This window comes from Devosia rhizoryzae (assembly GCF_016698665.1).
GTDB lineage: Bacteria > Pseudomonadota > Alphaproteobacteria > Rhizobiales > Devosiaceae > Devosia > Devosia rhizoryzae.
Genome location: NZ_CP068046.1, coordinates 2,452,134 through 2,471,533, shown reverse-complemented (window position 1 = coordinate 2,471,533; position 19,400 = coordinate 2,452,134). Strand labels below are relative to the sequence as shown.

General features: G+C 61.7%; 18 protein-coding genes. 9 read left to right on the top strand and 9 right to left on the bottom strand.

Going from position 1 to position 19,400, the window contains the following annotated elements; all coding sequences use genetic code 11:
• Positions 1-20: 20 nt before the first annotated feature.
• The 4 genes from JI748_RS12115 to JI748_RS12100 form a co-directional block, all read right to left on the bottom strand.
• A complete protein-coding gene (locus JI748_RS12115) occupies positions 21-1,247 on the bottom strand; it encodes a quaternary amine ABC transporter ATP-binding protein (protein WP_325166874.1) in 1,227 nt (408 codons plus the stop codon).
• A 518-nt stretch (positions 1,248-1,765) separates the two neighbouring features.
• The gene (locus JI748_RS12110; protein WP_201630993.1) at positions 1,766-3,055 is read right to left on the bottom strand and encodes a rhodanese-like domain-containing protein; all 1,290 of its coding nucleotides are present in this window, start codon (positions 3,053-3,055) and stop codon (positions 1,766-1,768) included.
• A 131-nt stretch (positions 3,056-3,186) separates the two neighbouring features.
• Positions 3,187-3,909 carry a cytochrome c biogenesis CcdA family protein gene (locus JI748_RS12105; RefSeq protein WP_201630991.1) on the bottom strand — a complete coding sequence of 241 codons (723 nt, stop codon included), beginning with the start codon at positions 3,907-3,909 and terminating at the stop codon, positions 3,187-3,189.
• A 9-nt stretch (positions 3,910-3,918) separates the two neighbouring features.
• Positions 3,919-4,338, bottom strand: coding sequence for a TlpA family protein disulfide reductase (locus JI748_RS12100; RefSeq protein WP_201630989.1), 420 nt, complete (start codon positions 4,336-4,338; stop codon positions 3,919-3,921).
• Positions 4,339-4,556: 218 nt separating this feature from the next.
• Here JI748_RS12100 and JI748_RS12095 point away from each other — a divergent pair, with 218 nt between their 5' ends.
• The 6 genes from JI748_RS12095 to JI748_RS12070 all read left to right on the top strand — a co-directional run bounded on the left by JI748_RS12095 (position 4,557) and on the right by JI748_RS12070 (position 10,202).
• Complete coding sequence (locus JI748_RS12095; RefSeq protein ID WP_201630987.1) at positions 4,557-5,474, top strand: sulfurtransferase; 918 nt, start codon at positions 4,557-4,559, stop codon at positions 5,472-5,474.
• A 72-nt stretch (positions 5,475-5,546) separates the two neighbouring features.
• A complete protein-coding gene (locus tag JI748_RS12090) occupies positions 5,547-6,758 on the top strand; it encodes a YeeE/YedE family protein (protein WP_201630985.1) in 1,212 nt (403 codons plus the stop codon).
• 434 nt (positions 6,759-7,192) lie between these two features.
• Complete coding sequence (locus tag JI748_RS12085) at positions 7,193-7,774, top strand: DUF6969 family protein (protein ID WP_201630983.1); 582 nt, start codon at positions 7,193-7,195, stop codon at positions 7,772-7,774.
• Between the two features lie 202 nt (positions 7,775-7,976).
• Positions 7,977-8,795: an SDR family oxidoreductase gene (locus JI748_RS12080; RefSeq protein ID WP_233280510.1), complete on the top strand. Its 819-nt coding sequence runs from the start codon at positions 7,977-7,979 to the stop codon at positions 8,793-8,795.
• Positions 8,789-9,535, top strand: coding sequence for a FadR/GntR family transcriptional regulator (locus tag JI748_RS12075; RefSeq protein ID WP_201630981.1), 747 nt, complete (start codon positions 8,789-8,791; stop codon positions 9,533-9,535). The genes JI748_RS12080 and JI748_RS12075 overlap by 7 nt, the downstream gene beginning before the upstream one ends.
• Positions 9,522-10,202 carry an RraA family protein gene (locus JI748_RS12070; RefSeq protein ID WP_201630979.1) on the top strand — a complete coding sequence of 227 codons (681 nt, stop codon included), beginning with the start codon at positions 9,522-9,524 and terminating at the stop codon, positions 10,200-10,202. Before JI748_RS12075 ends, JI748_RS12070 begins: the two co-directional genes overlap by 14 nt.
• 55 nt (positions 10,203-10,257) lie before the next feature.
• Here the strand turns inward: JI748_RS12070 and JI748_RS12065 are convergent, their stop codons facing one another.
• The 4 genes from JI748_RS12065 to JI748_RS12050 all read right to left on the bottom strand — a co-directional run bounded on the left by JI748_RS12065 (position 10,258) and on the right by JI748_RS12050 (position 13,781).
• Positions 10,258-11,052: an IclR family transcriptional regulator gene (locus JI748_RS12065; RefSeq protein ID WP_201630977.1), complete on the bottom strand. Its 795-nt coding sequence runs from the start codon at positions 11,050-11,052 to the stop codon at positions 10,258-10,260.
• An 83-nt stretch (positions 11,053-11,135) separates the two neighbouring features.
• Positions 11,136-11,777 (bottom strand): DAK2 domain-containing protein, encoded by a 642-nt coding sequence (locus tag JI748_RS12060; protein WP_201630975.1) that lies wholly within the window; start codon positions 11,775-11,777, stop codon positions 11,136-11,138.
• A 3-nt stretch (positions 11,778-11,780) separates the two neighbouring features.
• Positions 11,781-12,776 (bottom strand): dihydroxyacetone kinase subunit DhaK, encoded by a 996-nt coding sequence (locus JI748_RS12055; RefSeq protein ID WP_201630973.1) that lies wholly within the window; start codon positions 12,774-12,776, stop codon positions 11,781-11,783.
• 69 nt (positions 12,777-12,845) lie between these two features.
• Entirely contained in the window at positions 12,846-13,781 is a 936-nt protein-coding gene (locus JI748_RS12050; RefSeq protein WP_201630971.1) for a dihydrodipicolinate synthase family protein, read from the bottom strand.
• Positions 13,782-14,098: 317 nt separating this feature from the next.
• On the opposite strand from JI748_RS12050, the gene JI748_RS12045 reads away from it, so the two are divergent.
• From JI748_RS12045 to JI748_RS12035, 3 genes are read left to right on the top strand one after another with little or no spacing between them, the layout of a single operon-like run.
• Positions 14,099-15,073: a Bug family tripartite tricarboxylate transporter substrate binding protein gene (locus JI748_RS12045; RefSeq protein ID WP_201630969.1), complete on the top strand. Its 975-nt coding sequence runs from the start codon at positions 14,099-14,101 to the stop codon at positions 15,071-15,073.
• Positions 15,074-15,122: 49 nt separating this feature from the next.
• Positions 15,123-15,620 (top strand): tripartite tricarboxylate transporter TctB family protein, encoded by a 498-nt coding sequence (locus tag JI748_RS12040; protein ID WP_201630967.1) that lies wholly within the window; start codon positions 15,123-15,125, stop codon positions 15,618-15,620.
• 3 nt (positions 15,621-15,623) lie between these two features.
• On the top strand, positions 15,624-17,147 hold the full coding sequence (locus tag JI748_RS12035) for a tripartite tricarboxylate transporter permease (RefSeq protein WP_201630965.1): 1,524 nt from the start codon (positions 15,624-15,626) through the stop codon (positions 17,145-17,147).
• 245 nt (positions 17,148-17,392) lie between these two features.
• Here JI748_RS12035 and JI748_RS12030 read toward each other — a convergent pair whose 3' ends face one another.
• On the bottom strand, positions 17,393-18,811 hold the full coding sequence (locus JI748_RS12030; RefSeq protein WP_201630963.1) for a PepSY-associated TM helix domain-containing protein: 1,419 nt from the start codon (positions 18,809-18,811) through the stop codon (positions 17,393-17,395).
• Positions 18,812-19,400: the final 589 nt, after the last annotated feature.

The window sequence follows — 19,400 nt, the reverse complement described above, 5'->3', positions numbered from 1 at the left end:
CTAATGATTTGCGGAGCGCCTTAGCGGGCAGCTTCGGTTGCCTGGCCGGCATCAACCGGTGGCGTGTCGGACGAGAGCTGGGCGAACACAGCCTCAGGCTCGACCACCCCGACGAGTTTATTGTCCGCATCGGTAATGGCGATCGGCAAGCCGCCACTCGCTGCGCCGTAAAGATCGGCCAGCTGCGTATCGGCGTCCGCCGTGGGATAATCGGTGAGCATCACGTCGGACAGATGCACCTCAGCGGCGCCACTGTCGCGGTCGGCCGTTGCCGCGGTCTGGTAGGTCACCACCCCGGCAATCTCTTCCCCATCCATGACATAGACGGCGTTGAGGTTCTGATCTTCCATGGTCTTGACGGCGTCAGACGCGGTGTCGGAATTGAGCTGCACCACCTGCGGTTCGCTGGCGACCGTCTCGGCGGTGAACACCCGGCCTCGATCGATGTCGGCGACAAAGGCGGCAACATAATCGTCGGCCGGATGGGACACGATATCCTGCGCGGTACCCACCTGAACGATGCGGCCATCCTTCATGATGGCGATCTTGTCACCCAGCAGCAGCGCCTCGTTGAGGTCATGCGTGATGAAGATAATGGTCTTTTTCAGCGTCGCTTGCAGCGCCAGCAACTCGTCCTGCATTTCGCGGCGGATCAGCGGATCCAGTGCGCCAAAGGGCTCGTCCATCAAAAGGATCTGCGGGTCGGTGGCCAGGCCGCGGGCAAGGCCGACGCGCTGCTGCATGCCGCCGGAAAGGTCTGCGGGCTTGCTCTCCGCCCAGGCCGAAAGCCCGACCTGATCGAGGGCTTTCAGCGCCCGGGCCCGTCGTTCGTCGGCCGGGACGCCCTTGACCTTGAGACCATAGGCAGCGTTTTCGAGGATCGTGCGATGCGGAAACAGCGCAAAATGCTGAAATACCATGGCGATCTTCTGCCGCCGGATATCGCGCAGCTTGCCGCTAGAACAGCTGGCGACATCGTCCTCATCGATCAGTATCTGGCCGCTGGTAGGGCGGATCAGACCGTTGAGCATGCGGACCAACGTCGATTTGCCTGAACCCGAAAGGCCCATGACAACGAAAATCTGGCCTTCTTCGACCTCAAAGCCGGCACTCTGTACGCCGATCGTCTGTCCTGTTGTCTCGAAAATGCTTTCTTTGCTTTCGCCGCTCTCAAGCAACTTGAGCGCCTCTGCAGGACGATCACCGAAGATCTTGAAGACCTCCTTGACCTTCAACTTGACTATCATGGAACCTCATAAGTTGTCGGCAGACGAATAAAGACGCTCGAGTCTCAATATTCGAAAGCCAAGTAAAAGGAATGGAGCAGCACTCCAGGTTCGCAGTTCGAACCGGAGGCAATATCCACAGTGTGTATCGTGTTGAGCTTAGGGTATGGCAGCAGGAATGACATTTCAACCGCAAAAAGGACAAAATGTGCATTGCCGTTCCGCATGAGGAGATTATCGACTCCTCAAGGCTATGCCTAAGTTGCTGCGAAAACCGCTAGAAATACTGGCTTCTCAGCCTGTGATCATGGGTGTCTGAAAAGGCCACTGTGCGGCCATGCATAATAGGGTCCCCTTGGTGATCGGTGCCCTTGTGGCGATCGCGCTGCCCACTCAGGCCATCGCCCGCGCGTACTTTTCCAGTGGCGGCCGGGGTTAAGCCATCATGGCTCTACACCGCGACCTGCTGACTGACGTTCCCTCTGCCGCTCAACAGCAAAAGCGAAAAGCAGGGGTGTCTCCACCCCTGCTTGAACAAATCAGGTGCGCTTGAAGGCGCCGTTGTCCCACCCCTCGAACTTGCCGGTAAAGAAATCGACATCGGTAAAGCCAAGGAGGCTCAGCACCGTGTAACTATGCGACAGCTGCTGACCGCCTCGGGTGAACAGCACGACGCGCTTGTCGGGGGTTACGCCCGCATCGGCATAAAGCTTCTGCAACTGCTCGACAGGCAGGAGCACGCGGTCGGCATCCAGCGTCTGGTCCCAGAAGAGGCTTACGGAGCCCGGAATGTGGCCGGCCGAGTAATCTGACGGCGAGCGCACATCGAGCACAACCACATTGGGGTCGCTAGCCAAAGCCTTCACTGCCGCTTCGTCCAGAAATTGCGGACCGCTGGCGGGCGCCGTGGCAGTGCCTTCGAACGTGTAGTTGGCAAGTGCCAATTGCTGGCCCGAGCGCGGATCGCGGCTCCACTCGTCCCAGCTGGCGTCGTAAAGAACGACGTTCTGATAGCCGAGGTTACGCAGCGCCAGATAGTTGTTGGCCGCAGCGACACCACTGCCGCAATAGGACACGACTTCCCTGTCAGGGCTGACGCCAGCCGTATTGAGCAGCGCCAATAGGACAGGTTCGGACTGCAGCGTTGCCGCTGGTGTCAAAAGGCTGGAGGCGGGGAGGGTCTGGGCGCCGGGAATGTGGCCGTCCGCATAGGCGTCGCCATTGCGGCCATCAATAATTACGGCATTGTCGTCGCCGACCTTGCCCGCCACATAGTCCTTGGACACGCGGATGTCGTTCTTGCGACTAAGCGAGAACGTCGTGGCGGCAACCTGGACCGGGTCGGTAGTCAGGTCGCCCTGCCAGGCACCAATGCCGCCATCGAGCACATGGACATTATCAAAGCCGGCATAAACAAAGGCGACATAGGCGCGACCCGGCAGCGCGGTGGTATCATAGATCAGGATCGTGTCGTCGTAGCTGAGACCTGCCTGGCCAAGCAGCTCTTCGAAGGTCGCGTCAGTGGCGAACTCATTGCGGATGCCATCGGCTTCCGAAACGTTGAGCGCCTGCCAGGGCAGGTTGATGGCGCCCGCGACATGCCCCTTGGCATAGGCAGCGGGAGAGCGCACATCGATGAGCTTGGCCCCATCCTTGATCAAGCGCTCGAATTCAGGCTGACCTGTAATGATGCTTGCTTTTTCCGATTGCGCCTGGCTTGGCGCGGTCGTCAAAGCAAGAGTAAGCGGGGCGGCGCCGAGCGCAAGAGCGTGGAGCGAAACGGCGGCAAGAGCGGCAGTGAGCAGTGAGCGTGCGTTGAGTTGGGCCATGTTGGCGATCCTTCCGATCTGATGACCAGACGATCCTCTACTAACTTGGTAGACATTAGCAACGAACGGAATTGCTTTGTTTTTGGCGCGTGCGGCAGGATTTTTTGTCCCGCCAACACGCGATAAAATGCCTACAATGTGGGACGAGGTTCCCAGCCGGTGAGGGCCAGTTCCCAATCAGGGAACCAGGTAAGCAGCAAAATCTGGATCTGCCGGTCCCAGCCCAAAAAGATCGCAAGTCCGGTGAGCACAAGAAGCGCGCCGAGCACCTGCTGGATGCGTCCGGCATTTGCCTGGAACCAGGCGAGGCGCCGGGTGATCTGCCGACCACCAAGCATGATGGCTGCCATGGGGAGCGCCGTGCCCAGCGAAAAGGCCAGGGTTACCGCAAGGGCACCAGCGTCGACTTGCTGATTGAGCGCCAGGGTAATGACCGAGGCCATGATCGGCCCGACGCACGGGCTCCAGGCAAGGCCGAGCCCGGCACCAATGGCCAGTCCGCCGCCAAAGCCCGAGCCGTTCTGCGGCACCGGGGTGCGGCTGGCGATCACCCCGGCGAAGCGCTCGAAGCTTCGGTGGAGAAACGGCACGGCAAGCACAAGGCCCAGCAGGATCAGCACGGCGCCGGCCAGGATACGATTAAGATCAGGCGGCACGCCGAGCGAGCGTACCAGATAGCTCAGTGCCAACGTGGCGGCGGTGAAGGCGCCGACGAAGCCGACGATCAAGCCGATCGGACGCGCCCGGCCCTCCTGGGCACCCGAGCTCAGGATGATCGGCAAGAGCGGCAAGACGCAGGGAGACAGGACGGTGATAACACCGGCAAGAAAGGCAAAGCCTACCGTAACGAGCATTTGCTGCGTCTAGCTGGCGCTGTTGGCGTTAAGGCCGTCCACGCCACCGGCGTTCCAGGATTTCACCGAATTGCCCTCGGCATCGAGCAGCACGAAAGTGTCCTGATAGGTCACCCCGAACTTGCCCTTGAGCGCAGCTTCCTTGTCGTAGTCTGCAATAACGATGGTGAGGTCCGGATTGACCTCGGCCCAGCGGGCATTCAGTTCGGCAATCGTCGCCCGGCAATTGGGGCACCACGCCGCATAAAAGAAGACCACGGTGGTTCCCTGGGCCGCGAGCGTATTGAGTTGCGGCTCGCCCTCAAAGCTCAGCACTGTTGCGCGCGGTGCTTCTTGCGCTGCGTCCGCGGCAGCTGGCTCCTGGGCCCAACTTTGCGCAGGCGCTAGAGCAAGGAGGGCGGCAAAGGCGAGGCGCTGGAGGGTGAACATAAACGGGCTCATGAAATGGCAGAGGAGGACGGGGAAAGTATCACCTCTCCCCTGCCGGCTGCCCAGCGCGAGGGAGGAACAATCCTTCGAACTAAAGACGACTGAGTAGATAGATTTTTTTCCGCCCTTTGCAGCTTTGGAACTGCTTCGGAAGCGTTCCGGGACCGGGCGTGCGATAGTGGAGGTCACGTCGAACACCGTCTTTGAAGGAGAATTTCATGCATCGCAATCTTGCTGGCGCGGCCCTGGCCGCAGCTCTGCTGATGACGGGCGCTGCCCAGGCCGAGCGCCTCACCGATCAGCCTCTGGTTGACGCCGCCTGGCTTGCCCAGCACCTGGGCGATGATAGCCTCGTCGTGCTCGATATCCGCGATGCAACCGATGCGGGCGATCTTTATGCTGCCGGTCACGTGCCCGGCGCCGTGGCTGCTCCCTATGCCGCTGCTGGTTGGCGTGCAAAGGTCGGCGATGTTCCGGGCCTCCTGCCCACCGAAGAAGCTATCGAAAAGCTGGTTTCCGGCCTTGGGGTCAGCAATGACGACCATGTCGTAATCCTCACCGGTGGCGCCAACGCTTCCGATTTCGGCGGCGCCACGCGTGTCTACTGGACCTTCAAGGTCTACGGCCACGACAACGTTTCCATCCTGGATGGCGGTTACGCCGCATGGGCCAAGGCAAACGGCGAACTTTCGCCCGAAGCCGTGACCCCGGTCGCCGCCACGTTCGACGCTGAGTTCCGCCCGGAGCTGCGCGCTGAAGTCGCCGAAGTCAACGAAGCCATCGCCAATGACGTGAACCTTGTCGACGCCCGGTCGGTCGCTCAGTTCATCGGCCAGGAAAAGACCAATACCGTGCAGGCGCTGGGTCACATCCCGTCGGCCGTCAACATCAACTTCGACAAGTTCTACGACGCTGAAAAGCCGGCTTTTGCCAGCGCCGATACCATTGCCCAGCTGGCCCGCGATGCAGGTGTCAATGACAGCGAAGGGTTCATCTCCTTCTGCAATACCGGTCACCTGGCTTCCATCGCCTGGTTTGGTCTCTCCGAAGTCGAAGGCCTGCCCAATGTTCGGCTCTATGATGGGTCGATGTCGGACTGGACCTCGGACCCGAGCCGCCCGGTTGTCACGAACTGATTGATACCGAATAAGCGTGTTTGCTTGCCCAGGTGACGCGTCCGGGCAAGCTTGTTTTTGTTGAGGCATGTGATGACTGATACGACTGCGGGCCAATTGCGACCCGCGCCCATTTCCTTTGATCGTGGCCCGGTGTGGTTTGCCAGTCTTGCTCTGGCGTTTGGCACAATCGTCATTTGGCAGCTTGTCGATCTGCGGCAGGCAGCGCTGTTCTTTATCGGCAGCCTTATGGGGCTGACGCTTTATCACGCCTCGTTTGGTTTCACCGGTGGCTGGCGCCGCATGGTGGTGGATGGCCGTGGTCATGCCATGCGAGCGCAGATGCTGATGATCGGCGTCGCGGCACTGGCGTTTATCCCGCTCCTCACGCTCGGCAACCCTTTTGGGCAGCCGCTTGCAGGGGCCACCGCTCCGGTTGGCGTCTCGGTGTTGCTGGGGGCCGCAATGTTCGGCCTCGGCATGCAACTGGGCGGTGGTTGCGGCTCAGGGACGCTGTTTACCGTTGGCGGTGGCAGCTCGCGCATGCTGGTCACGCTGGCATTCTTCATCGCCGGCGCGCTCCTTGGAACCGCACACCTGCCGTTCTGGCTGACCCAACCTTCGCTTCCCGCCATTAGCCTTGGCGCGAGCCTCGGCGTGCCAGTGGCACTGATGGTCACTCTGGCAGGCCTTGCCTCCGTGGCACTGCTCACGGTGTTTGTCGAGCGCCGGCGCCATGGCTCATTGGAAACATTTGCCGCACCCTCGGTCCATGGCTGGGCCCGTCTTCTGCGTGGGCCCTGGCCGCTGGTCGGCGCGGGCTTGGCGCTGGCCGGACTGAACGTCCTGACGCTGCTGGTCGCCGGCCACCCCTGGTCCATCACCTATGGCTTTGGTCTGTGGGGCGCCAAGATCGCGCAGGCTGTCGGTGTTCCGGTGTCCAGCTGGGAATTCTGGACCTGGCCCGCACAGGCGCAGGCGCTTGAGGCCAGCGTGCTCCAAGACTCGACCTCCGTGATGGACTTCGGCCTGATCTTGGGCGCAGCCCTCGCGGCGGGTCTTGCCGGCAAGTTTGCCCCCAAGGCCGCACTGCCATTGCTGTCACTGATCGCCGCGGCCATCGGCGGCGTGCTGATGGGCTATGGCGCCCGGCTCTCCTTTGGCTGCAATATCGGGGCGCTATTCTCGGGCATTGCATCGGGCAGTGTTCATGGCTGGCTTTGGTTTGCTGCCGCTTTCGTCGGAAGCCTTGGCGGCATCTTGCTTCGTCCGGTATTCGGACTTGATGGGTTCAAACGGAAATGAGCGCACGCAACACCCTTCTTTTCGGCGCTGCTGCCCTGGTCGCCACTGCGGCCGTGGCTGCTGACCACGTCACGAGCCCGGCGCGTGCACCGGCGCCTGTTGCAGCTGCCGCTGCGGCCGCAAACCCCTGCGCCGCAGACAATCCCTGCGCTGCGGCGGGCCCCTGTGCGGCCGCAAATCCCTGTGCGGCGGCAGCGCCTGTTGCCAATCCGTGTGCCGCAGGCAATCCCTGCGCGGCAGGTGCACCAGCTGCCGTCGGCAATCCCTGCGCAGCCGGCGCTCCGGCGCCCGTTGCCGCACCATGCGCGGCAGCTGCCCCCTGTGCAGCTGCAGCCCCGTGTGCGGCTGCCGCTCCTGCGGCAAACCCTTGCGCCGCGGGCGCGCCTTGTGCTGCACTCAACCCCTGTGCCGCCGGAGCGCAATAGGAGAGGCGAATGACCGAAGGGCGCGAGCGCGCAGCGCAGGAAGCCGCTTATTGCGAGCGGCTCCTCGCCAAGTCGGGCGAAAACGTCCTGCGCGAAACGCTTCGGGATGCGCCGGTCACCGCCTGGTCGCATTATCCGCCGGGCGACGTGTTCGATCCCGAAAGCGGCGGGCAATGGTATTACCATTGCCACCTGCCACCGGCCGATGATGTCGAACACGGCCACTTCCACTGCTTTGTTCGCCCGGACGGCGCGCAAGGTCCCGTGCACCACCTGGTTGCCGTCGGCGTCGATGCCTATGGCAAGCTGCACCGGTTGTTTACGGTCAACCAGTGGGTCGTCGGCGACGCCTGGCTCGACGCCGAACCCACCATCGCGCTGTTGCCCCGGTTCAACATGGAGCTGGCAAAGCCCTCCTATCTGGTAAACCGGTGGCTCACGGCGATTATCCGGCAGTATGAGCCGGAGATCGAGCAACTGATCCGGGAGCGCGATGCGGTGTTGAAGCGCCACGCCGGGGGTGATGACCATAAGACGGCGCGCGACGACCGCACGCTGGAGGTCACGTCGTCCTTGCTCATTGAGCGGTAGAGTCGGCTTCAGCGATTAAATGCAAGCCTGCCTGCACCGCTTTGGCGTCCTCCGCCAAGTACGAGCGTTGAAGCTCACACGCTAAACCCGATCAGGCGATTAACTATTGAACCGGCTCGCAAAAAAACCCTTGCGACAAATCAACACCAAACATATGACATAAGTCATAAGTCATATGTCACATGTTGAGGCCGTGCTGCTGATGTCGGGTTTGTTTAGTGTCGAAGGAAAGATCGCCGTCGTAACCGGAGGCCTGGGCCAGCTCGGTCGTGAGTTCGCCGCCTCTCTGGCCGAAGCTGGTGCCAAGGTGGCCATCTACAGCCGCCGGCCGGTTGCGCAGGACAAGCTCGATGAACTCTACCCAGGTCTGCAAGACAATATTCGCGTTTATGAAGCCAGCGTCACCGACAAGGCAGCCCTCGAAGCCGCTACGGATCAGTTGATTTCGGACTGGGGCGTTCCGCACATCCTCGTCAACAATGCCGGCATCGACAGCAAGCCGGATGGCGGCGCCGAGCAGAACGCGCCGTTCGAGGTTTATCCTCAAAAATTCTGGGATGACATTATCGACGTCAACCTCACTGGCGTGATGCTGTGCAGCCAGGTGATCGGCACCAAGATGGCGGAAGCCGGCCGCGGCAGCATCATCAATGTCGGCTCGATCTATGGGATCGTTTCCCCGAACCAGGCGCTTTACGCCTATCGTCAGGAACGCGACGGCGTGCCCTTCATCAAGGCGGTGTCTTATGCCGCGTCGAAATCCGGACTCGTCAACCTGACGCGCTATGTCGCCACCTACTGGGCCGAAAAGAACGTCCGTTGCAATCTGATCTCCTTTGGCGGCGTCAAGACCGGCAGCTTCGATAAGGAGTTCGTCGACAACTTCCTCGAACGCGTGCCGATGCGCAGGCAGGCCGAAAAGAGCGAGTATAACGGCGTCATCCAGTTCCTCGCTTCCGATGCCTCCTCTTACATGACGGGCTCTAATGTCGTGGTCGACGGGGGCTTTACCGCGTGGTGACGCCAACCGCTCCCGATCGCGACCGGCTCTATGTTTCGGTGGTCTCGGCCATTGAAGCGCAGATCCTGTCCGGCGCGCTCAAGGTTGGCGAGCGTCTGCCTTCGGAAGCGGAGATCGCCCGGCAATTCGGCATATCGACCCGATCGGTTCGCGAAGGCATGCAGATCCTTGAAACCAAAGGCCTGGTGCGGCGTCGTCACGGTGAGCGTACCGAAGTGGTTCGCGACGATGTCGGGCAATTTCTGGGTTCGCTGGCTTCAACCGTGCGCAGCCTCTTTGCGCAAGACCCTGGCTATCTTGTGCAGCTGATGGACGTGCGCCGCATGTTCGAGCTGGAAGTGGTGGGGCGGCTGGCAGCGGCCGAAGGCAGGGTTTCGGACGAAGTCACCAAGGCCCTGGATGAGATGGCTGCAGCCAAGGATTTTGCCCAATACGCGCAGTCCGACGCCGACTTTCACCGAGCGCTCGTGCAGTCGCTCGGCAATGAAATTCTATCGACCGTCTATGGCAATCTCTACGCGCTGATCACCGATGTCATTCGGCTAACCAGCCGCCAGGCGAGCAAGACTCAAGCTGAGGGCGTGGCCGAACATGTGGCGATCCATGATGCCATCGTTCGCGGCGATGCCGAGGCCAGCCGCGCGCTGATGCGCGAGCATATCGACAATTCCACCCTTTATCTCCAGCAGGCGATCAGCGCCGCAAAACCGCAAGACGGAGCCTCCAATGACGGCCTATGACTACAACCAGACCGACTGGGCAGCGATCAAGCGCCTGTCGAATTGGTACTCGGGCGACATCCACGACGTGCTCGATGGCCGCGGACCCTATGGTTTCCTTAAGGGCATTTCCCAGTTTGGCGTGCTCAAGCCAGGCCAGGTCATTTGCGGGCCCGTGTCGACGGTGCTCTACGAACCCAGCACCCGCACAGGCCAGCCGCAGGACGTTTATCACGGCGCCATCGATGCTGTGGTCAAGGGCGGCATTCTCCTGGTCGATTCATCGTGTGCGGAAGGCTCCGGCACGGGCGAATTGATGTCGAGCGGCGCCAAGACCAAGGGCGCTGCGGCCACCGTCGTCAACGGCACGGTGCGTGATCTCGCTGAGGTCAGGAAGCTCGACTATCCGCTATTCGCCAAAGGCATGAGCCCGGTCGGCGTGTCGGGCCGCATGGAAGCCACGCACTATCAGGTCGAGCTCGATATCGACGGCGTGAAGGTTCGCCCGGGAGACGTCATCTTTGCCGATGTGACCGGTGTTGTCGTTATTCCGGCTGGCCTTGTTGCCGTCATTGCCGATGCGGCGGACGAGCTCGGCAAGAACGAAGTCAGCTGCCGCCAACGCATCCTTGCCGGCGAAGATCTGCAGAGCATCTGGCCGGTCGGCAAGGCTGGCGGACCAATCTAGCAAACACCAAGCCCATCAAGTTGGCGCCACTCGGGAGGAGGGGTCGATGCGACAGTCAGCGCTGATAGCCCAGCCTCTGCGAGATCAGGTTGGCGTGGTAGATCACCACCTTGTTGAGCTCGTCCACCTCGGTCACCGGCATCTGCCAGGCCGGTGCGCTGACGCTGATGCCGGCAAAGGTGATGCCCAGCTGGTTGCGGATCGGCGCTCCGACGCAGCGCAAGCCCGGCTGGTGTTCGCCATTGTCGATAGCAAAGCCGCGCTGGCGCACGGTTTCCAGTTCCGCCTCCAGCACAACCGGATCGGTGATTGTGGTTTCGGTGAAGCGCTCGAGCCCAGCGTCGATCACCCGTTGCACGATCTCGGACGGCTGGAAGGCGAGGATCGCCTTGCCGACGCTGGTGCAATAGGCCGGCGAGTTTTCAACCATGGTGTTGGAGAGCATCGGCTCGGCTTCGGTGCGCTGGATGACAACGGCGCTCAGACCATCGAACACGGCCAAGTGCACCGGCTTGCCGGTCAGCCTATGCAGGGCATCGACGATCGAGCGGCCTTCGCGATGCAGGTCGAGATTGGCCAAGACCACGTTGCCGAGTTCGAACAGCCGCAACCCGAGCCGATAGTAATCGCGTTCCCGGTCCTGCTCGATGAAACCGACTTCGCGCATGGCCGCCAGGAGCCGGTGCGTGGTGGAGCGCGGATAGCCCGTCTTCGCGCAAATTTCTGCCAGGCTGAGCGAACGGCGGCTCGTGGTGAAGCAATCGAGGACCCGCGAAACCTTGGTCAGCGATTTGAGGCTTTCGTCGCTGCGTGCGGGTTTGACCGGAGCGGCGGCGTCGAAATCGGTCATTGCTTGGGCCTCAACACACTTCTTCGTCCGACGGCACAGCCTTTAGGGGCAGGCGCATTCCATAAGGCACTTGCAGTCTTGCCTCAAGCAAGCGCGGTCTCACCATGACGCGCCTCTTGGCTTCCAACAATGGCCCAGACCAGTTCGGCCAATGCCAACATGCCTGGGTCATCGAGGCCAATGCTTCTATCCGCGAACATGCGGGCTCGGCCCATGGTGCAGGGGCGCGGGCGGAAATCGTCGAGCACTGCCTGCATCGCTTCGGCCGCAGCCTTCGCCATCACCGCCGGATCATCCTGGCCGGCGAGGGCTTGGGCCAAGGCGTCAAGACCATCGATAATCGTCTTGGCGCCGAGCTCCGCCTTGCCCCGTGCCATGGCGGCATCGCGAATGGCAGCGATCAGCGGACCCAGACGATCCCAACCCAGCGAGGACTGGCTGGCACTGGCTTTTCCTGCCGTCATCATGGCGGTGATCACCAAAGTGCCAAGGCTCGATCCCGTCGAAGCCGCACCAGCTTTGGCCAGCGCCATGAACGCAGTACCAAGATCGGGCGTGGCTCGCACATCAACAGCAGCAAAGGTGGCGATCAAACGCGCCAGCATGGTGCCGGTATCGCCATCGCCCAGCTTTGCGTCGGCCGCGTTGAGCACGTCGGTCAGCCGCGGCATGGCGGCATGCGCGCGCTCGAGAGCGGTGGCGAGAGTGTCCTGGTTGATTCTCATGGTCTAGTTCACCCGCCAGAAGGGACAATCGGCCGGAGCGGCCAGGAGCGCCTCGATGTCATCATCGAGGAAGCAGAGGCTGATAGAGGCGCCGCCCATCTCCATGGACGTGACATAGGGTCCGACAAGCGGCCGGACGATGGTCAGGCCTGCCGCGTCGAGCTGCTGCGCTGCGCGGCGGTAAAGGATGAAGAGCTCTTCGAAGGGCGTCGAGCCAAGGCTGTTGACCAGAATCGCAACGCGACTGGCATCAGCAGGGCGCTCGGCGAGAAGCATGGCGATCATTTCGTCGACCAGCGCGTCGGCGGGCCGGATCTTCTTGCGCCAGATGCCGGGCTCGCCATGGATGCCCATGCCCATTTCGATCTCGTCGTCAGCAATGGTGAAGTTGGGGCCGGCAGCACCCGGGATCTGACAGGACGACAGCGCCACGCCGATGGTGCGCGTCCGATCGACAGTCTTCTGCGCGATGGCGGCAACGGTATCGAGGTCGGCTCCTTGGTCGGCCAGCGCGCCGGCGGTCTTGTAAGCAAAGATCAGTCCGGCCACGCCCCGGCGCTTGTGCGCCTCAGCCGGGCTGGCACTCGCGATATCGTCGGTGCCGAGCACGGTGCGCGTTTCGACCCCGTCCATGGCCGCGAACTCGCTGGCCATTTCAAAATTCATCTTGTCGCCGCCGTAATTGCCGAAAAGGCAAAGCACGCCCGCGCCGCCATTGGCAGCAGCGATCGCGTCCTGGCAGGAATTGATGGTCGGACCCTCGAAGACATTGCCGATGGCGCAACTGTCGAGCAGGCCGTGACCGACATAACCAGTGAACAGCGGAAGGTGACCCGAGCCGCCGCCCGAAACCACGCCAACCTTGCCCTGCCGCATGGATTGGGCGCGTGCAATGGCACGGCGATCATTGCCGACGCGCACGAGGCCGGGATGAGCAAGGCAGAGCCCGTCCAGCATTTCGTCGACATAGTTGGCGGGGTGGTTGATCAGCTTCTTCAACGCGTCCTCCGTGGACTTTGTTTGGGCCGGAACCGGCCGCGGTTGGCTCCGCGGCCGGCGCGATCAGGTTCAGGCAGCAGCGCGAGCGCGCACGTCCACCAGTTCCAGAACGGACACCAAGGCAGCGTCGATCTTGCGCTTCTGCTCCTCGGTGACGCGTTCCATCGGCGCACGCGGGTGGAACATCGGCAAGCCCTGGCGGTGCTGGATGTACTTGACGCAGGCCGGCAGGTTGTCGTGGCGCATGGAGTTCCACAGCGCGTTGAGTCGGAAGTGGATGTCCTTGGCGGTCTCGAAGTCCTTAGCCTGCACGGCATTGTAGAGCTTAACAGTGACGCCCGGAACGGCGCAGGTGAGGGCGCTGATGGCGCCATGCGCGCCGAGCGCGAAGCTTGGATAGAGCAGGGCGTCGATACCGGTCAGGATGATGTTTTCCGGCTTGGAGCGCAGCACCAGGTCCGACACCGACTTCACGTCGCCGGAGGACTGCTTCATGCCGACAACGCCCGGCACAGCTTCCATGATCGCCAGCATGTCGTCGACGCTCAAATAGTTCCAGGGAATGACGTTGTAGATCAGGACCGGAACCTTGGTCTCTTCATAGATGGCGCGGAAATGCTCGATCGTGGCTTCGAGGCCGGGCTTGAAAAGATAATGCACGGGGGTGACCTGGAGCGCTGCGATCTTCATGTCGCCCAGCGCCTTGACGCGGTCGATGGCTTCGCGCGTCGACTGCACGATGAGCCCGGCAACGAACGGCACGCGGCCGGCGGTCGCTTCATAGGCTTCGGTCATGGCGTCGACGAATTCCGTCGACGAAAGCGTGTGGCCCTCGCCGGTCGAACCACCAACCACCACGGCGCGCACGCCCGACTCGATCATGAAGTCGACCTGCGCCTTGAGCGCGCCTTTCACCAGGTTGCCGTTTTCATCGAACGGCATGGACAGCGGCGGCAAAATACCCGTCAGCGTCTGGCGCAATTGCTGGGCGATTGGGTTGGTCATGTCTTTCCTCCGGTGACGGGCGTCGCCTGCAAGCGCGGGAGCCCGGAAAACTGTTCAACTGTCCTTGGTTGCAGAGTATCAACCTGTCACACCAAGAGGAATTCCGTATTGTGGAATACGATCCCTTTTCGCTTCTATCGGCAGTGCAGAGCGAATGTCAATGCTGAAGCTTATCGAAAGCAAATTGATGTTGATGCGGGCAGACAGTTGCCTCGGCGGAAAACAGGTGCTATTCCACATTGTGGTACGAACTTTCGCGATACGGTTAGAATCGCGCAATTTGCCGGTGAAGGTGCCGGCGCAAAGGGAGGAAGTCAGTGAAGACAATCAAGACGCTTGCATTCGCATTTGCGGCAACGGTCATGGCCGCCAGCTCGGCCATGGCGCAGTATCCGGATCGCCCGATCGAGCTCATCATTCCATGGGCTGCCGGCGGCGGTACCGATGCGACCGGACGAATCATCGCCACCATGCTCGAGGAGAAGCTCGGCCAGCCGATCACCGTCAACAACCGCACTGGCGGCGGCGGTATTGTTGGCCACGAGGCCATCAAGGCTGCCAATCCCGATGGCTATACGCTGGGGATCATCACCACCGAGCTGTCGATGTACAAGGCCGTCGGCTCTGCCGACATGACCTATGACGACTTCACCCTGATCGGCCTCTTCAATGCCGATCCGTCCGCGGTGTTCGTACGGACTGACTCGCCCTATACGACGATGCAGGAACTGGCAGACGCAGTGAAAGCCAACCCGCAGGCCGTCAAGGCAAGCGGCGCCAATTTCGGCGGGCTCAATCACCTGAGCTGGGTCAGCCTCGTGCAGCTGATCGGCGCCCCCGCTGATCAGGCCTTCTGGGTGCCGACCGATGGCGCAACCCCGTCGCTTCAGCTTCTGGCTGCCGGCGCCATCGACGTCGCCGTGTCGCAGTTCCCCGAAGCGCAGTCCCTGGTCGATGCTGGTGAAATCCGCCCGCTTGGTTTCCTCGGCAACGAAGCCAATCCCAAGCAGCCTGATGTTCCCCCGATCACCGAAGCGCTCGGCCTTGAGTTTTCGATCGCCGGCTGGCGCGGCCTCGGCGGGCCCAAGGGCATGCCCGAGGATGTCGTTGCTACCCTCTCTGCCGCCCTCGACGAAATCGTCAACAGCGATGAATTCGCTACCTTCATGGATGGCCGCAACTATGGCGTCGTCTGGGCTGGCGGCGCGGAATTCGAGGAATACCTTCGCACGCGTGGCGAAGCGTTCGACGCGGCCATCTCGACTGCTGGCATCACGGCACAAGCACAATAATGACGATCCCCGGCCTTCGGGCCGGGGACACCTCGTGGAGGAGGGTCAGTTGAAAGCAAGAAACTATCCCGACATAGCCATTGGCGGTGTCTTTGCTCTAGGTGGGCTGCTTGTCCTAAGTCAGGCGCTGGCCATCCATTCCATGCCTGGCCTGCCGGTCGGACCCGGCCTCTTCCCTACGATCACCGGTGGAGCCATGGCGTTTTTCGGCCTTGTGCTCGTGGTTCAGGGCTGGCTCATGGCGCCTGATGAGGAAGTCTCGCTCCTTCCCGAAGAAGCGTCCGGCGAAGACGCTGTGCTCTTCGCCGCGCCGAGCTTCTTCAGCCCCTTCGTGCTGGGCATTCTTGGCAGCGTTCTGGCCAGCATCCTGGTTATGCCCGTACTCGGCTTCCTTGTGACCGGCGTGTTGTTTGTTTTCGCGGTGGTGCTGCTCAGTGGCGGCAAGCTCCTGACCGCCGTGATCTTCAGTCCGATTGCCGCCTTCGCCATCTACGCCATCTTCGCTTATGGCTTTCGGGTGCCTCTGCCCCGCGGAATTTTGGGGTAAACCATGGACGCACTGCTTGTCGCCCTCGGGCTGGTCTTCAATCTCGAAACGCTGCTGGTCATCACGGCGTCCGCCATCTTCGGTCTCTTTGTCGGTGCTCTGCCTGGCCTGACCGCCACCATGGCCACGGCGCTATTGGTGCCCGTCACCTTCTACATGGCCCCGATCCCGGCCATCGCCGCCATTATTTCCTGCACCGCCATGGCCATCACCGCAGGTGACCTTCCCGGCACCCTGCTGCGCATCCCCGGCACCCCCGCTTCAGCCGCCTATGTGGAAGACAGCTATCGCATGGCGCAAAAGGGCCAGGCGGGCCTTGCCATCGGCATCGGCGTTATCGGCTCGGTCCTGGGAGGGCTTTTCGGCTTCGTCTTCTTGATGCTGACTGCCCCGGCACTTGCCAAATTTGCCCTGGGCTTCTCAAGCTTTGAGTACTTCTGGCTGGCCGTGCTCGGCCTCAGCTGTGCAGCACTCATTTCTTCCGGGGGCATGGCTAAGGGCGCCTTGTCCCTGCTTCTGGGGCTCTTGATCGCCCAGGTCGGCCTCGATCCGCTGATGGGCTCGGCCCGTTTCACCTTTGGAGTTACAGAGCTTGCAGGCGGCATCAGCTTCATTCCGGCAATGATCGGCATGTTTGCCTTGGCCGAAATCATGCGCGCCGGCCGCTCGGGCGCTCCACGTGTCGTTCAGGAGGCCGGGAAAAACCCATTCAAGGGAACGATGGCCGTCCTCTGGAAGTATCGCAAGAACCAGATTCGCGGCTCGGTGATCGGCAGCCTGATCGGCGCCTTGCCCGGCGTGGGCGGCGACCTTGCCGCCTGGGTGACCTATACGCTGGCCAAAAAGACCTCAAAGACCCCCGAGCTGTTCGGCAAGGGTCATCCCGAAGGCCTGGTCGAAGCCGGCGCCACGAACAATGCCGCACTGAGCGCATCCTGGATCCCGGCTATGGTCTTCGGCATTCCCGGTGACGCAGTGACGGCCATTGCCGTCGGCGTTCTCGTCATGAAGGGTCTCGATCCCGGGCCGCAACTGCTGACGGTGCATCCGGAAAACTTCTACGCCGTGATGCTGGTCTTCGTGATCGCCAACATCCTGATGCTGCCGCTTGGCTACGTCGCCGCCCGCACTGCCCGCTGGATCTTCGAAGTGCCCCGCGCGCTGCTCAATGCCGCCATCTTGCTGTTCTGCATCGTCGGATCGTTCTCGATCAACAACACCTTGTTCGGCGTCGGCATCATGCTGGTGCTTGGCATCATCGCCTATGTTCTGGAGAAGCGGCAGTTCGCCATTGCGCCCATCATCTTGGGCATTGTGCTTGGCCCTTTGGTGGAAACCAATTTTACCACCTCAATGATCATCACCAGCGGCAATTTCGCCGGCTTCTTCGGCCGGCCCATCGCAGGTGTCCTGGGTGCAGCAACGCTCATCATCTGGGGCCTCGCCCTGTTCGGCACCGCCCGGCAGGCAATGGGGAGGCGGACAGAACGTCTCAACGCCAACCGTCCCGCGGCCGAGCAGCTTTAGCTTGCATCCTTGAACGGAAGGGGCGCCACGTTCCTGTCGTGCGAGGACCCATGGAAGGGCGGGGACGCCTTGTTCCAGGCGGATCGATAGCCACGTGTGCCCCTCCTTGCCCGGCAGTGCAACCGTAGTCCTTAGCTAGCGCAGGCCAATGACCTCAGTAGCAAGCGAGCGGTCTGATTTGAGCAGGTGCCATATGCGGAAAGGATTGGTGACCGGTCCGAACCGGCCACCCTTATCCCGACTGACTAGCCTGCTCCAGTTTCCTTCAAGCGGCGCGGCAGAAGCAAGTCGATAAGCGCGAACACCACGATTGCTGCGCCGGTGAGTGGAAACGCTACACAAACTGAAAGCGCTATGATGATGACGCCTAAAGGTGCTCGATACTGCTTTGGGTAGAGTGGCGCAGCCACCTTACCCTTGGGGCGGCGCTTCCACCACATGACGACGCCGGAAACAGCCATCAGGATAATCGCAGAGCAAAAAAGCAAGTTGAGGGCGATGTTCCACCAGCCCAGATTGCCTTGGTGCAGTGCGATACCCGCGGCCATGGCCTTGCCGCCGAGCCCATAGTCTGCGAACGCCACCTCGCTTATGACCTCACCGGAATATTGGTCTATGTGGACGGTGCGGTCGCCGAAGGGATTGGAGCTGTCCCCGCTGTTGCTGTCGGTGGAAATGGTGAAGACACCGGTTTCATCGGCGGGCAGGTTGACCCTGAACTGGCCTTCAAAACCTATCTCTCGGGCTGTCGCAGCGACCGTGTCGAGAGTGACCGGCCCGGCAGCAGCCATGTCCATGTTCATGCCGGAATGATCCATCCCCATCGCACTGTGGTCGTGAGCTGCCGACACTGGCATCGGCGTCTGCTCAAGCGTCCATGGCACGTCGTGCTCGTCGCCGTGGTTCAGGCTGGCATGGGTCACGTCCGACACGGGTGCCCCAAGTTTTTCGGCAGGAAACGTGTTCCAGGCTTGCACGATCTGAGTGCCCCAGATGCCGGTCCAAGCCAGCCCGGTAAAAAGGAAGAACAAGAGCACAATGGCAAAGTAGAAGCCTGTGCTCATGTGCAGGTCCCGCCACAGAGCACGGCTCTTGGTCAGACGGGGCAGCAACGCCTTGCCCCAGGATCTCGCGCCACGTGGCCACCACATGTAGAGACCGGTGAGCAGCAGGACGATACCGAGGCCGGCAGCGATCTCAAGCACCCGGTCACCGAAGTCACCGAGCAGCAGCGTGCCATGGATTTTGGATGCCCAGTTGAACAGGACGCTGTCCTGGCGGTAGTCCGCGACCACCGTTGCGTCGTTCGGGTCGACGGCCACGATGTGGGTGCCGTCCTCGGCGGCTACCATGAACTTGTTGGCCAAGTTGGGCGCCGGCGCCTCGACATACATGGTGAGGTTGCCGCCCGGAAGCGCGGCTGCCGCAGCTGCAGCTTGCTCGACTATCGGCACAGGCGCGGCGGCATTGCCCACCAGATGGCGCGGTCCAAGCATGGTCTCGACGGAATTCCCGTAGAGCATGATCATGCCGGTGCTGGCCAGGAGAATGAAGAAGGGAACGACGACGAGGCCGGCATAAAAATGCCAGCGCCAGACGGCGCGATAGAGACGAGAGCTGGCGCGGCTGTCCTGCCGGGCGCCCTCTGCGGAGCTGATAGTCATGATAGATCCTGAGCGTTCACGCGCCGAAGCGACATGAAGGAAACGTGGGTGCAGTAGAGCTCAGGCTGGCGGAGGCGGTCCGCGGTTGCGATTGACGACCAGGTCGAGGTTGTCTTGAGGAGCCGGTTCGGCGGGTGAGTAGATAACAGGAACAGCCCTGAGGATGACCGTCACGGCATCGCAAGGCGGAGGTGGCAAAGCGACATCAGCACCGACGCGGCAAGCGTGGCACGGGGCGTGGGAGAACCTTCCGTCGGAACCGTCATCCCCGCAGAAGACGATTGCGGCACTTGTGAAGGCGAAGCCATCATGCGCAACGGCTGGAGCTGGAGCGTTGGCGAGGTTGAGAAGGACCAGCGCAAGCACAAGCAGTGCTCGCATCACCTCTTCAAAATATGGCTTTATCTGAGCCATGCCGTTCCCCCTAAGGCTTCCCTTAAATGGAAGGTCGGGAGCATGCCAGCCTTTTCCGCGGAGCGAGCCAAGGGGCCAGGTCAGTTGGCTATTCGAGTGCCCGGCCTTGCACCCAAGATCGCGACTGGCGATAGCTCTGCTGCTTGGACGCACTGCGCTAAACTCAAGGAACGCC